This window comes from Pseudomonas izuensis, assembly GCF_002356535.2.
Classification (GTDB): Bacteria; Pseudomonadota; Gammaproteobacteria; order Pseudomonadales; family Pseudomonadaceae; genus Aquipseudomonas; species Aquipseudomonas izuensis.
This window is the reverse complement of record NZ_AP017423.2, coordinates 1,725,419-1,739,027: the sequence shown is the minus strand read 5'-3', so window position 1 is coordinate 1,739,027 and position 13,609 is coordinate 1,725,419. Positions and strand designations below refer to the sequence as shown.

Sequence of the window (13,609 nt, the reverse complement as noted above, 5' to 3'; positions counted from 1 at the left end):
AGCCATGAGCCTGCAACTGAGCTTCGCCCAAGCCAGCGCCACCGGTCCGCGAGACGAGAACCAGGACGCCCTGCGCCTGGTCACACCGGCCCCGGCGCTGGCCGCCAGCAAGGGTTACTTGTTCGCCATCGCCGACGGCGTCAGCCAGTGCGCCGATGGCGGCCTGGCCGCCCGCTCGACGTTGCAGGCACTGGCGCTGGACTACTACGCCACCCCGGAGACCTGGGGCGTCGCCCAGGCCCTGGATCGCTTGCTGCTGGCGCAGAACCGCTGGTTGCAGGCCAACGGCGGCGGGCAGCCCTTGCTGACCACCGTCAGCGCCCTGGTCTTGCGCGGCAAGCGTTTTACCCTGGCCCATGTCGGCGATTGCCGGGTGTATCGCTGGCATGCCGAGCAATTGCAGCGGGTCAGTGAAGATCACGTGTGGGATCAACCGGGCATGCAGCATGTGCTCAAGCGGGCACTGGGGCTCGATCAGCATCTGGTGCTGGACTTTCTCGACGGTGAATTACGCCTGGACGAGAGTTTTGTGCTGCTCAGCGACGGTATCTGGGCGGTGCTGGGCGATACCGCGATTGCCACGATTCTGCGCGACCAACCGGACCTCGACAGCGCCGCGCAGACGCTGGTAAAGGCTGCGCACCTGGCCGGCAGCCAGGATAACGCCAGTGCCTTGCTGGTGCGGGTCGATGCCCTCGGTGAAACCAGCATCGGCGATGCGCTGATTCATTTGCAGCAATGGCCACTGCCACCGGCGCTGAAACCGGGCCAGGATTTCGAAGGCTGGCAGGTTGAAGCAATACTCGGCCAGAGCCAGCAGTCGCTCCTTTATCGGGTGCGCGACAGTCAGCAACAACCCTGGCTGCTGAAAACCCTGCCCGGTGTGCTTCGTGATGATCACTTGGCCGGACAAGCCCTGCTCTCGGAGGAATGGTTTCTCAAGCGGGTGGCCGGGCGACATTTTCCTGAAGTCCATACCGCCAGTCAGCGTCAGCATTTGTACTACGTGATGCGCGAATACGCCGGCTCGACCCTGGCGCAACTGCACGCGCAGAGCGGGCCGTTACCGTTGGCCCAATGGCAGGACCTGGCTGAACGCCTGGTCAAAGCCGTTGGCCTGCTGCACCGGCGGCAGATCCTGCATCGCGACATCAAACCGGAAAACTTGCTGCTGGGAGACGACGGCGAGTTGCGTCTGTTGGATTTCGGGCTCGCCTGGTGCCCTGGCTTGTCCGAAGACCAGCCCTCGGCCCTCCCCGGAACCCCCAGCTACATTGCGCCGGAAGCATTTCGCGGTGAAGCGCCGACGCCGCAACAGGACCTGTATGCGGTCGGTGTGACCCTGTTCTACCTGCTCACCGGGCATTTTCCCTACGGCGAAATCGAAGCTTTCCAGCGCCCACGATTTGCATTACCGGTCAGCGCAAGCCGCTATCGCCCTGACCTGCCGGACTGGTTGAACCTTAGCCTTGAGCGTGCAGTGGCGGCGGATCCGGCCCAGCGCTTTGAAACCGCCGAAGAATGGTTGCTGCTGATGGAACAGGGTGAGCGCCGCAGCTTGAGCGTACGCCCGAGGCCCTTGCTGGAGCGCGAGCCGCTGAAGGTGTGGCGGACGCTGGCACTGGGGTCGCTGTTGATCAATCTGGCGCTGATGTTTGCGGTATTTCATGGTTGAGACCGAGTTGCGCCCTTCGCGAGCAGGCTCGCTCCCACAGTTGAAATGCATTCCCTTGTGGGAGCGAGCCTGCTCGCGAAGGCGTACTGAACATCACTGCAAATCTTTAGATTTATTCCATTTCCCGTGAGGAAAACACGATGAATGCAAAAGTCTGGCTGGTCGGTGCGGGTCCCGGTGATCCGGAGCTGTTGACGCTAAAAGCCGTGCGGGCGTTGAGCGAAGCAGATGTCGTGCTGATCGATGATCTGGTGAATGACGCCATACTCGAGCATTGCGGCAACGCGCGGCTCATTCCCGTGGGTAAACGTGGCGGCTGCCGCTCAACGCCACAAGCGTTCATTCATCGTCTGATGCTGCGTTACGCGCGCCAGGGCAAATGCGTGGTGCGACTCAAGGGCGGCGACCCGTGCATTTTCGGGCGCGGCGGTGAGGAGGCACAGTGGTTGCGCGAGCGCGGGGTTGAGGTCGAACTGGTCAATGGCATCACTGCCGGGCTCGCTGGCGCCACGCAATGCGATATTCCGCTGACCCTGCGGGGTGTGGCGCGCGGCGTGACACTGGTCACCGCCCATACTCAGGACGGCAGCAGCCTGAACTGGCAGGCGCTGGCCCAGAGCGGTACGACCCTGGTGATTTACATGGGGGTGGCCAAGCTCAGCGAAATTCGTCAGCAACTATTGGCCGGCGGGATGGCGGCAGACACGCCGGTGGCGATGATCGAAAATGCCTCGCTACCGCACCAACGGGAATGTCGGAGTGATCTGATGTCGATGGAAGAAGCGGCCCACGACTTCGAGTTGAAAAGCCCAGCCATATTGGTCATCGGCGCGGTGGCAACCAACGAAAAGATCAAAAGATCGCAGCCTGCGGCAGCGCCTACAGGACGCTACGCAGGATCAATGTAGGAGCTGCCGCAGGCTGCGATCTTTTCGGGTCCGGGCTGAAACACCAAATCGCAGGCAAAGAAAAGCCCGGCCTAAGCCGGGCTTTTCTCAGAGCTGCGGGCTAATTACTTAGCTTGAGCTTCAACCTGCGCTTCTACGCGACGGTTTACAGCGCGGCCAGCTTCAGTTTTGTTGTCAGCAACTGGGCGGGATTCGCCGTAGCCAACAGACTGAACGCGGGACGGAGCAACACCGTACTGGTTGGTCAGAACTTGCTTAACGGCGTTTGCACGACGCTCGGACAGTTTCTGGTTGTAAGCGTCAGGACCGACGGAGTCAGTGTGACCTTCAACAGTAGTGGTGGTGGATGGGTACTGCTTCATGAAGTCAGCCAGGTTCTTGATGTCGCCGTAGCTGTTAGGCTTGACTACCGACTTGTCGAAGTCGAATTTCACGTCCAGCTCTACACGTACGACTTCAGCAACTGCTGGGCAGCCATCAGCGTCAACAGTTACGTTGGCTGGGGTGTCCGGGCACTTGTCAACGTTGTCGCATACGCCATCGTTGTCGCTGTCGGAGCAGACTTCAGCCGGTGCTGGAACTGGAGCAGCAGCAGGCTTGGAGCCGCCACCGAAGTTCACACCCAGACCTACGGACGGGATGTAGTCCCACTTGCCGTTGTCCAGCTTGTAGTCGGCTTCTACGCCAGCACGGGCGAAGAAGTTTTCGAGGAAGTAGTACTTAACGCCACCGCCTGCAGTCAGGAAAGTCGACTGGTCACGACCGGTGTGGCCGTCAGCGGCTACGTTGGTCATGCTGCCGTGCTTAACACCACCTTGAACGTATGGACGCAGAGCGTCGCCAGCGTTGTTGAAGTGGTACTGGGCGTTCAGACCGAACTGGTCGCCTTCGATTTTCTGATGGCCAGTACCGTTGTTCGAACGGGTGTGGTCGTCATTGTTGTAGGTCGCGTTCAACGACACGTCGTCGGTCAAGAAGTAACCGATGGAGGCGCCAGGAGTGTAGCCGTCTTCAACGTTCTTAACGCTGTCGTTGTACTTCTTCCCGTAGTTGAGCTCGCCTTCAACTGCGCCTTGGCCTTGTGCCAGAGCGCCGAACGAAGTAGCGGCAATAAGAGTACCAATGGCCAAGCCCAAGGTGTTTTTCAGTTTCATCCGTTAAATCCCCATCTGGTGATTGTGAAGCAGTCCCGCAAACCGGGGGACAACTCGGCGGCAAGTCTATCAGAACTTGCCTACGCGTAAGAGATATTTGCGCCGAACTAAGTTTCAGCAATGCCTGCAAATTTCTCACGCAATTTATCTAGAGCGCGTTTGTACCGCATTTTTGTTGCACTCAAACCCATGTGCATGATGTCTGCGATCTCCTGAAATTCCAGCTCTGCGACAAATCGTAGCACCAGAATTTCGCGGTCAATCGGGTTCACATACACCAGCCAGCGATCGAGTCCACCCTTCTCCTCGGGTTTCGGCGCCTTTTCTTCGGACGCTTCTTCGAGGGGGTCCAGACTCAAGGCGTCCATCAAGCGACGCTTTCGCCGTTCTTTCCGATACTGTGTGATGCACTCGTTGTACGTGATGCTATATAGCCATGTCTTGAACTTCGATTTGCCCTCGAAGTTCTTCAGTCCATACAGCACCTTCAACATGACTTCCTGACAGACATCATCTGCGTCGCGATCGTTCCCGAGATATCGTGCACAGACGTTAAATAATGTTCGTTGGTAACGCCGCATCAGTTCTTCATAGGCTCGCGTTACGTGAAACAGCTCGGTATGCGAGCGCGCGACCAACTCCTCATCAGAGAGCTCGCGGGGGTCGTAGCGCATGGATAGCGATTGGGCTTTATTCAAAACAAGTCGGGCCGACAGTCAGGTCAATGTCCGCCGCTGCCAGCATCAGCAGGCATTTTGCGGCGGCATACATTAGCAGGGTTTGCCGGGTTAGCGGCTACTCACATGCTGCTCGAGGAGGATCCGATTGGAAAGAGAGACTAGCTCACCTTCATCGGTCAGCAATGTGGTTTTAACCGTGCCGATCTCTTCGATCTGCCCTTCGACCTCGCCAACACGCACTTGTTGCCCAACCTGGTACAACTCACGCACATAGATTCCCGCAAGAATCTGACCGGCAATTTCCCGGCTTCCCAACCCCATGGCCAGCGCAACCGCCAGACCAACGGTAATCAATACGATTACGATCACATGGTTGAGCAGGTCAGTCTTGACCTCCAACTGGCTGATCGCGACCGAAATGCTGATGATGATCACCAGGCCCTGGGCTATTCGCCCCAGCCCGGAAGCATAGTCCAGGCCTACGCCTTCTGCGGCGCCGCGCACCAGGCCATTGGCCAGTTGCGCCAGCAAGACGCCCACCAGCAGCACCAGCGCTGCGCCGAATACCTTCGGAACATACAGCGCGAGCATATCCAGCGTAGCTGAAACTCGCTCAAGTCCAAGTGATTCTGCCGCAGAAACCAGAAAAATCAGCAGAACGAACCAATAGACGATTTTGCCGATCAGCGTGGAAATCGGCACTTGAAGGCCGGCTCGCGACAGCAGTTTGGTCAGACCGGTACCGCCCATCAGGCGGTCAAGGCCCAGTTTGGCGAGCAATTTGGAGAGCAGCGTGTCCAGCAGCTTGGCCACGACAAACCCCAGAAGCAGCACGACCAGTGCGCCAAACAGGTTTGGAATGAAGTTCGCAACCTTGGTCCATAACGCAGTCATTGCAGTGACGAGGCTCTGTGTCCAGAGATCAAGTTCCATATTCAATCAGCCTTATCAGCAGTGCGAGCGGTAGGTTTACGCAGACGAGACACCGGCGCCACGTGGGCCGATCCGTTATTCAGGGCGATCATCAGGGCGGGCAGCCAGCGGCCCAGCAGGCTGAACAGATCGCCGGCACCGACCTGGCGGTTGGCGGTTTTCAGGACACGGCCAAGGCACGCATCGTCGTCCCGGGTGGACGGTGATGCATTGAGCATGTCACGCAAAGACTGTTCAAACGGATCGTGCATACGCACCTCTCGTGATGTCTGTGAAAGACGCGGTCAAATTTGGTCGGGTCACATGAATCACGTTCAAACCCAGCGCAAACGTCGGAACAACCACCACTGCCCGAGCGCCACCGAGACCATCAGCAGGCAGGCAACGAGGAAGCCGTAAGGACTCCCCGATAACGGAATCCCCCCGACGTTGATCCCCAAAAGACCGGTCAGAAAACTCATCGGCAAAAAGACCCCGGTGATGATCCCGAAGCGATACATCGTGCGGTTCATGCGCACGCTCAAACGTCGGTCCTCAGCCTCCAGGACCAGCCCCACGCGCTCCCGGGTCAATTCCAGCTCCTCGAGATAACGTGTCAGGCTGTTGTTCAATTCGTTCCAGTAATCGCCATCGTCCTCGACGAACCAGGGCAACTTTATTCGCGTCAGCTGACCGAAAATATCGCGCTGCGGAGCGAGAAACCGCTTCAACGCAGCGGCCCGGCGCCGGATCTGCAGAACCTCTCCATGCTCGGGCGTGTACCGTTCGTCGGCATCCAGCTTTTCTTCTTCCTCATCGACCACTTCCGAGAGGCAACTGACCAGGTCCTGCACTTTGTTGGTCAGGTACTGCGCCATATAAAGGATGAGCTCGGAGGCGGTTTTTGGCCCCTTGCCTTCCGCCAGTTGCGCCAACAGTTCTTCCGTGGCGCGCAATGGACGCAAACGCAGGGAAATCACCCGCTGGGCAGAGCCGAAGATCCGCACCGACACCATGTCCTCAGGCTCGGCACCGGGATTGAGGTTGACCCCGCGCAAAAATAGCAGCAGTTCGCTGTCCGAAAGCTGTAAAAGACGCGGACGGGTGTTTTCCTCAAGCAGCAGGTCGCAGCTGAACTCACTCAAACCACTGGTTTTGCGCAGCCAGGTCTGGGTTTGCGGATGACTGCGATCCCAGTGCAGCCACAGGCTTTCATGGGCCTGCAGCTGCAAGTCATCGAGTTCTGTCCGGGCTATCGAACGCGCACCGCCTTTACCGTCCAGCACCAGGGCATGTACCAGCCCCCATTGCGCGTTTTCTTCCTCGAACATCCGCACTCCTCTGTCTACAGCCGCTTTTATTCAGGCATTTTCAGCGGGCTGGGCGAGATGATCACGCCATTGTTGTCCGCATAGATGTAATGGCCCGGATGGAAGGTCACGCCGGCGAAGGTCACGGCAACGTTGAGGTCGCCGATACCGCGCTTGTCGGTTTTCATCGGATGGCTGGCCAGCGCCTGCACCCCGAGATCGGTTTGCGCGATGACATCGACGTCACGGATGCAACCGTAGATCACCAGCCCTTCCCAGCCGTTTTTCGCAGCCTTCTCGGCCAGCATGTCACCCAGCAGCGCGCGACGCAGGGAGCCACCGCCATCGACCACCAGTACCTTGCCGTTACCCTTGAGTTCGACTTGCTCCTTGACCAGCGAGTTGTCTTCGAAGCACTTGATGGTCACGATTTCGCCGCCGAAGGAATCACGGCCACCGAAATTGCTGAACATCGGTTCCAGCACTTGCACCAGTTCCGGATAGGCGTCGCACAAGTCAGGCGTGAGGTAATGGATCATCGAGAAACTCCTGTAAAGAGGAAGACAGCGCGAACATTACGGAAGATTCAATCATCGAAAATGACTGGAACCGCTCAATGCGTCATATCTTAGCCGCAAGCCGATCAGAGCGAAATGCCCTTGATAGAGCGTCCAGCTTAGATGGCCGCAGCCACGTCCGCCTGATCACCCAGCAGAGGCGTTTGCTGATCCGCCAGCCAGCGGGCCACCAACGGCCAGACTTCAGCCTGGGCCGCTTTGCTGACCAGCATTTCCACGTGACCGAAATTGTCGCCAAAACCCTGCTCGCGACCCAGGTTGATAAATTGCTTGTGCTCGGACCCCACCTGTTCGAACAACTTGCGACAAGCCCATGACGGGTCCTGATGGTCACCCGCGGCGCTCACTGCCAATACCGGCACTTTGACCTCTGCCAACCCCGCCCACCAGTCCTTGTCGGCATCGCCAAAACGCCCGAACAGGCCGTACCAGCGCATGCTCTCCAGGGCCAGGCCAATCGGCTCGTCCTCCGGGCCGCGCTTGAGCCGTGAACCGGACAACTGGGCAAAGCGCTTGAGAATGAAGCGCCCGCCCCACTCGACCGGCGGAATTTTCAACGGCCAGTAGGTACGACTGACTTGCGTGCCGAAAAACGCCGCAGAAGCGACCACAGGCTCACCGATGTATTCCCCGCCCAGCGCTGCCGCCAGGGTGATACCGCCCAACGAGTGGCCGATCCAGTGCGGGACCTGGCCGCTTTGCTCGCGCACGAACGCGCCAATGGCCGGCAGATCGTAACGCGCATAGTCGGCGACGCGGTTCTTGCGGTAATTCTGGTTACGCTGGGACAAGCCGTGACCGCGCATTTCCGCGATCCACACATCGAATCCCAGGCGCGTCAGATACGCCCCCAGGCCCAGGCCCTTGGGGGAAAACCAGAAACGTCGATTGGAAAAGCTGCCGTGCAACAGGATCACCGGCACACCACGCACCGCCGGCTCGTCAGCCATGCCCAGGCGTGTCACCGCCAGTTCGACACTGGCGTCAGGGCTGTTTGCAGGTTTCAAACGGTAGACATCTTCGCTCAGATCACCGCGCCGTTCGGCGCTGATCAGGGCGACAGGAAATAGGTTGCTGCTGCTTTGCATAGTCTCTTGCACAAAAAAGGGCGGCATCCAGAGGATGCCCGCCCCAATTGAATCTCTAAAAGCCGGTCAGTGTGGGAGCGAGCCTGCTCGCGAAAGCGGTATATCAGCCGACGACCCTGTTGGATGTCAGTCCGTCTTCGCGAGCAGGCTCGCTCCCACAAAGAGCGAGCCGTTTAACATACCATCAAGCCGAAGCCTGACCCTCAGCCAGGAAGAACCAGGTCTCCAGTACGGAGTCAGGGTTCAACGAAACGCTTTCGATGCCTTGTTCCATCAGCCACTTGGCCAGGTCCGGGTGGTCCGAAGGGCCCTGACCGCAAATGCCGATGTACTTGCCGGCCTTGTTGCACGCGGCAATGGCGTTGGCCAGCAGCTTCTTGACCGCCGGATTCCGCTCGTCGAACAGGTGCGCGATGATCCCGGAGTCACGGTCCAGGCCCAGGGTCAGCTGGGTCAGGTCGTTGGAGCCGATGGAGAAACCGTCGAAGAATTCGAGGAACTCTTCAGCCAGAATCGCGTTGGACGGCAGTTCGCACATCATGATGACGCGCAGGCCGTTTTCGCCGCGTGCCAGGCCTTTTTCGGCCAGCAGGTCCACCACCTGGCTTGCTTCGCCCAGGGTGCGGACGAACGGCACCATGATCTCGACGTTGGTCAGGCCCATCTCGTTGCGTACACGCTTGAGGGCGCGGCATTCGAGTTCGAAGCAGTCACGGAACGATTCGCTGATGTAACGCGAGGCGCCACGGAAGCCCAGCATCGGGTTTTCTTCTTCCGGCTCGTACAGCTTGCCGCCGATCAGGTTGGCATATTCGTTGGACTTGAAGTCCGACAGACGCACGATGACCTTTTTCGGCCAGAACGCAGCCGCCAGGGTGCTGATGCCTTCGACCAGTTTATCGACATAGAAGCCGACCGGGTCGTTGTAGCCGGCGATACGCTTGTCGACGCTTTCCTTGATGTCCTGCGGCAAGCCGTCGTAGTTCAGCAGCGCTTTAGGGTGCACGCCGATCATGCGGTTGATGATGAACTCCAGGCGGGCCAGGCCCACGCCGGCGTTCGGCAACTGCGCGAAGTCGAAGGCACGGTCCGGGTTGCCGACGTTCATCATGATCTTGAACGGCAGCTCCGGCATGGCGTCCACGGAGTTCTTCTTGATGTCGAAGCCCAGTTCACCTTCGAAGATGAAACCGGTGTCGCCTTCAGCGCAGGACACGGTCACGCCCTGGCCGTCTTTCAACAGCTGGGTGGCGTTGCCGCAACCGACCACGGCCGGAATGCCCAGCTCACGGGCGATGATCGCCGCGTGGCAGGTCCGGCCGCCACGGTTGGTGACAATGGCGCTGGCGCGCTTCATCACCGGTTCCCAGTCCGGGTCGGTCATGTCGGAGACCAGTACGTCTCCTGGCTGGACCTTGTCCATCTCGGACACGTCCTTGATGATACGGACCTTGCCGGCGCCGATGCGCTGGCCGATCGCACGGCCTTCCACCAGCACGGTGCCGGTTTCTTTCAACAGGTAACGTTCCATGACGTTGGCCTGGGTGCGGCTCTTCACGGTTTCCGGACGGGCCTGCACGATGTACAGCTTGCCGTCGTCACCGTCCTTGGCCCATTCGATGTCCATCGGGCACTGGTAGTGCTTCTCGATGATCATCGCCTGCTTGGCCAGCTCGCTGACTTCCGCGTCGGTCAGGCAGAAACGCGCGCGTTCAGCCTTGTCGACATCGACGGTCTTGACCGAACGACCGGCCTTGGCCTCGTCGCCGTAGATCATCTTGATGGCCTTGCTGCCCAGGTTGCGGCGCAGGATCGCCGGGCGACCGGCGGCCAGCGTGCCTTTGTGGACGTAGAATTCATCCGGGTTCACCGCGCCTTGCACGACAGTTTCACCCAGGCCGTAGGCGCCGGTGATGAACACCACGTCACGGAAGCCCGATTCGGTATCGAGGGTGAACATCACGCCGGCGGTGCCGGTTTCGGAGCGGACCATGCGCTGTACGCCGGCCGACAGGGCTACCAGCTTGTGATCGAAGCCCTGGTGCACGCGATAGGAAATCGCACGATCGTTGAACAGGGAGGCGAACACCTCTTTGGCGGCGCGAATGACGTTTTCGACACCCCGGATGTTCAGGAAGGTTTCCTGCTGACCGGCGAAGGAGGCGTCCGGCAGGTCTTCTGCGGTAGCGGAAGAACGTACGGCCACGGCCACGTCAGGGTTGCCGGCGGACAGCGCGGCGAACGCCGTGCGGATTTCGGTATTCAGTTTTTCAGGGAACTCGGCTTCCATGATCCATTGACGGATCTGGGCACCGGTCTTGGCCAGGGCATTCACGTCATCGACATCCAGGGCGTCGAGAGCATCGTGAATCTGCTGATTCAAGCCGCTCAGCTCCAGGAAATCACGATAAGCCTGAGCGGTCGTGGCGAAGCCACCGGGCACCGATACACCGGCACCCGCAAGGTTGCTGATCATCTCGCCCAGGGATGCGTTCTTGCCCCCCACATGCTCAACATCGTGTTTGCCGAGCTTATCGAGGGAAACTACGTACTCTACCAAGGTGATCTCTCCACTAACTGTGTTGGAAAAGCTCAGAAGCCGGCTGCTCGGGGGAGCGTTTGCCAGCTATATGGCCTGGACCTGGAAAATAAGTGAGAATGCGGGCCATTGGCGGCCGGCAAATCGCGCCTATCATATCCAAGAATCGTCACTAGCTTAAGGCCCAAGGTGCAAATGAAACGATCTGCTTTCTTTATCTCCGATGGTACCGGCATTACCGCCGAAACCCTGGGTCAAAGCCTTCTGGCGCAGTTCGAAAACATTACCTTCAGCAAAGTCACGCGGCCATACATCGACAACGTGGACAAAGCGCGGGCCATGGTACAACAAATCAACAAAGCCGCCGAAACCGACGGCTTTCGTCCGATTATCTTCGACACCATCGTCAATCAGGATATTCGTGAGATCCTCGCGACTTCCAATGGTTTCATGATCGACATTTTCTCGACCTTCCTGGCACCTCTCGAACAGGAACTGACCGAGCATTCTTCCTACACCGTCGGCAAATCCCACTCCATTGGTGCCAACACCAATTACATGGAGCGTATCGAGGCCGTTAACTTCGCCCTCGACAACGACGACGGTGCCCGCACGCACTATTACGACAAGGCCGACCTGATCCTGGTGGGCGTGTCGCGCTGCGGCAAGACCCCGACCTGCCTGTACATGGCCATGCAGTTCGGCATCCGCGCGGCCAACTACCCGCTGACCGAAGACGACATGGAGCGCCTGACCCTGCCAAGCGCCCTGCGCGCCCACCAGCACAAGCTGTTCGGCCTGACCATCGACCCGGACCGCCTCACCGCGATCCGCAACGAGCGCAAGCCCAACAGCCGCTATTCGAGCTACGCCCAGTGCGAATTCGAAGTGCGCGAGGTGGAAAACCTGTTCCGCCGCGAGAACATTCCGAATATCAACTCCACGCATTTCTCCGTTGAGGAAATCTCCGCGAAGATCCTGGTGGAGAAAGGCGTCGAGCGGCGCTTCAAATAGATTTTCTGCGTCTGATCTGCCGTCTTCGCGAGCAGGCTCGCTCCCACATTTGACTGCATTCCAATGTGGGAGCGAGCCTGCTCGCGAAGAACGATAACTCGGTCCCTCAGATCACAAACAAATCCACAAACCTATTTACCGGCGTTGCCTCCAGTCGGACCTGGTCCTTGCACAACGCAAATATCTCCTCGCTTCGCTGCCCGGTAAACCGCGTCGCCAGGTTCGCCTTGAACTTGTCTTCCAGCAACGGAATGCCGTCCGTACGGCGCCGACGATGACCAATCGGGTACTCCACCACCACGTTCCCGGTGCTGGATCCGTCCTTGAAAAACACCTGCACCGCATTGGCGATGGAGCGCTTGTCCGCCTCCAGATACTCGCGGGTGTAGCGCGGGTCCTCGACGATGACCATTTTGTCGCGCAGTACATCGATGATCGGATGCGACCGGTGGAAGTCATCCTCGTAGTGTTCAGCCACCAGATTGCCAAAAGCCAGTGGCACGGCGGTCATGTACTGGAGGCAATGGTCGCGGTCGGCGGCATTGGCCAACGGGCCGACCTTGGAGATGATGCGGATCGCCGATTCGTGGGTGGTGATGACGATTTTGTCGATCTCGTGCAGCCGGTTACGGACTTGCGGGTGCAGGGTCACCGCCGCTTCGCAGGCGGTTTGTGCGTGGAACTCGGCGGGAAAACTGATTTTGAACAGCACGTTCTCCATCACATAGCTGCCGTACGGGCGGGAGAAACTGAACGTGCGCTTGTCTGCGGGTTTGAGCGTCAGATCGTTGTTGGTGTGGCTGAACAACACATCATAGAAGCCCCACTGTTTGGCACTCAACACGCCGGGAATACCCATTTCACCGCGCATCGCAATGTCCGCCAGACGCACGCCTCGGCTGGAGGCATCGCCGGCTGCCCATGACTTGCGCGATCCGGCATTCGGCGCATGCCGGTAGGTGCGCAACGCCTGGCCGTCCGCAAAGGCGTGGGACAACGCCGAAAGCATCTGCTCACGGTTGGCGCCCATCAGTTTGGCGGTGACCGCGGTCGAGGCGACTTTCACCAGAATGACGTGATCGAGGCCGACGCGGTTGAACGAGTTTTCCAACGCAATCACGCCTTGAATTTCATGGGCCATGATCATCGCTTCGAGCACGTCGCGAATCGTCAGCGGCGCATCGCCATTGGCCAGGCGCTTTTGTGATAAATGGTCGGCCACCGCGAGAATGCCGCCAAGGTTATCCGAGGGGTGTCCCCACTCGGCGGCGAGCCAGGTGTCGTTGTAGTCGAGCCAGCGCACGATGCAGCCGATGTCCCAGGCTGCCTTGACCGGGTCCAGCCGAAAAGAGGTGCCCGGCACCCGGGCGCCGAACGGAACGACGGTGCCTTCGACCAGAGGTCCCAAATGCTTGGTGCATTCGGGAAAGCGCAGTGCCAGCAACCCACAGCCCAGGGTGTCCATCAGGCAATTGCGGGCGGTGTCCAGGGCTTCTGTGGATTCGATCTTGAACTGGAGGACGTAGTCGGCAATGTCCTGCAGGACCTGGTCATAGTCCGGGCGATTGTTCAGGTCAACGTTGGCGCTCATGTTCGATTCACTCTGCGGTGGTTCGGTTCAGGGCAATCTCACTGGGTGACACCGTTCTTGTTATTCAAATGCGATCCATTGTGGGAGCGAGCCTGCTCGCGAAAGCGGTGTGTCAGTCGACATCTATGTTGAATGTCAGTCCGTCTTCGCGAGCAGGCTC

The 13,609-nt window shown here is 59.1% G+C and carries 12 protein-coding genes; 3 read left to right on the top strand and 9 right to left on the bottom strand.

Features of this window, described 5'->3' with window-relative positions; translation table 11 throughout:
* The first annotated feature begins 4 nt into the window (after positions 1–4).
* Complete coding sequence (locus LAB08_RS07885) at positions 5–1,675, top strand: bifunctional protein-serine/threonine kinase/phosphatase (RefSeq protein ID WP_096512751.1); 1,671 nt, start codon at positions 5–7, stop codon at positions 1,673–1,675.
* 140 nt (positions 1,676–1,815) lie between these two features.
* The gene (gene cobA / locus LAB08_RS07880; protein ID WP_096512752.1) at positions 1,816–2,583 is read left to right on the top strand and encodes a uroporphyrinogen-III C-methyltransferase; all 768 of its coding nucleotides are present in this window, start codon (positions 1,816–1,818) and stop codon (positions 2,581–2,583) included.
* Positions 2,584–2,687: 104 nt separating this feature from the next.
* Here the strand turns inward: cobA and LAB08_RS07875 are convergent, their stop codons facing one another.
* The 8 genes from LAB08_RS07875 to ppsA all read right to left on the bottom strand — a co-directional run bounded on the left by LAB08_RS07875 (position 2,688) and on the right by ppsA (position 10,865).
* A complete protein-coding gene (locus LAB08_RS07875) occupies positions 2,688–3,737 on the bottom strand; it encodes an OmpA family protein (protein WP_096512753.1) in 1,050 nt (349 codons plus the stop codon).
* Between the two features lie 107 nt (positions 3,738–3,844).
* Positions 3,845–4,435, bottom strand: a complete 591-nt coding sequence (sigX, locus tag LAB08_RS07870) for an RNA polymerase sigma factor SigX (protein WP_075949123.1) — start codon at positions 4,433–4,435, stop codon at positions 3,845–3,847.
* Positions 4,436–4,525: 90 nt separating this feature from the next.
* On the bottom strand, positions 4,526–5,350 hold the full coding sequence (locus LAB08_RS07865; protein ID WP_096512754.1) for a mechanosensitive ion channel family protein: 825 nt from the start codon (positions 5,348–5,350) through the stop codon (positions 4,526–4,528).
* A 2-nt stretch (positions 5,351–5,352) separates the two neighbouring features.
* A complete protein-coding gene (locus tag LAB08_RS07860; RefSeq protein WP_008017601.1) occupies positions 5,353–5,601 on the bottom strand; it encodes a hypothetical protein in 249 nt (82 codons plus the stop codon).
* A 63-nt stretch (positions 5,602–5,664) separates the two neighbouring features.
* On the bottom strand, positions 5,665–6,660 hold the full coding sequence (locus tag LAB08_RS07855; RefSeq protein ID WP_096512755.1) for a zinc transporter ZntB: 996 nt from the start codon (positions 6,658–6,660) through the stop codon (positions 5,665–5,667).
* Between the two features lie 26 nt (positions 6,661–6,686).
* Positions 6,687–7,175 carry a ribonuclease E activity regulator RraA gene (rraA, locus tag LAB08_RS07850; RefSeq protein WP_172901683.1) on the bottom strand — a complete coding sequence of 163 codons (489 nt, stop codon included), beginning with the start codon at positions 7,173–7,175 and terminating at the stop codon, positions 6,687–6,689.
* A 140-nt stretch (positions 7,176–7,315) separates the two neighbouring features.
* Complete coding sequence (locus LAB08_RS07845; RefSeq protein ID WP_096512757.1) at positions 7,316–8,305, bottom strand: alpha/beta fold hydrolase; 990 nt, start codon at positions 8,303–8,305, stop codon at positions 7,316–7,318.
* 184 nt (positions 8,306–8,489) lie between these two features.
* Positions 8,490–10,865 (bottom strand): phosphoenolpyruvate synthase, encoded by a 2,376-nt coding sequence (gene ppsA / locus LAB08_RS07840; protein ID WP_096512758.1) that lies wholly within the window; start codon positions 10,863–10,865, stop codon positions 8,490–8,492.
* Positions 10,866–11,039: 174 nt separating this feature from the next.
* Between ppsA and ppsR the strand changes: the two genes are divergently transcribed.
* Positions 11,040–11,858, top strand: a complete 819-nt coding sequence (gene ppsR / locus LAB08_RS07835; protein ID WP_096512759.1) for a posphoenolpyruvate synthetase regulatory kinase/phosphorylase PpsR — start codon at positions 11,040–11,042, stop codon at positions 11,856–11,858.
* A gap of 106 nt (positions 11,859–11,964) precedes the next feature.
* Here the strand turns inward: ppsR and prpD are convergent, their stop codons facing one another.
* A complete protein-coding gene (prpD, locus tag LAB08_RS07830) occupies positions 11,965–13,449 on the bottom strand; it encodes a 2-methylcitrate dehydratase (RefSeq protein WP_096512760.1) in 1,485 nt (494 codons plus the stop codon).
* Positions 13,450–13,609: the final 160 nt, after the last annotated feature.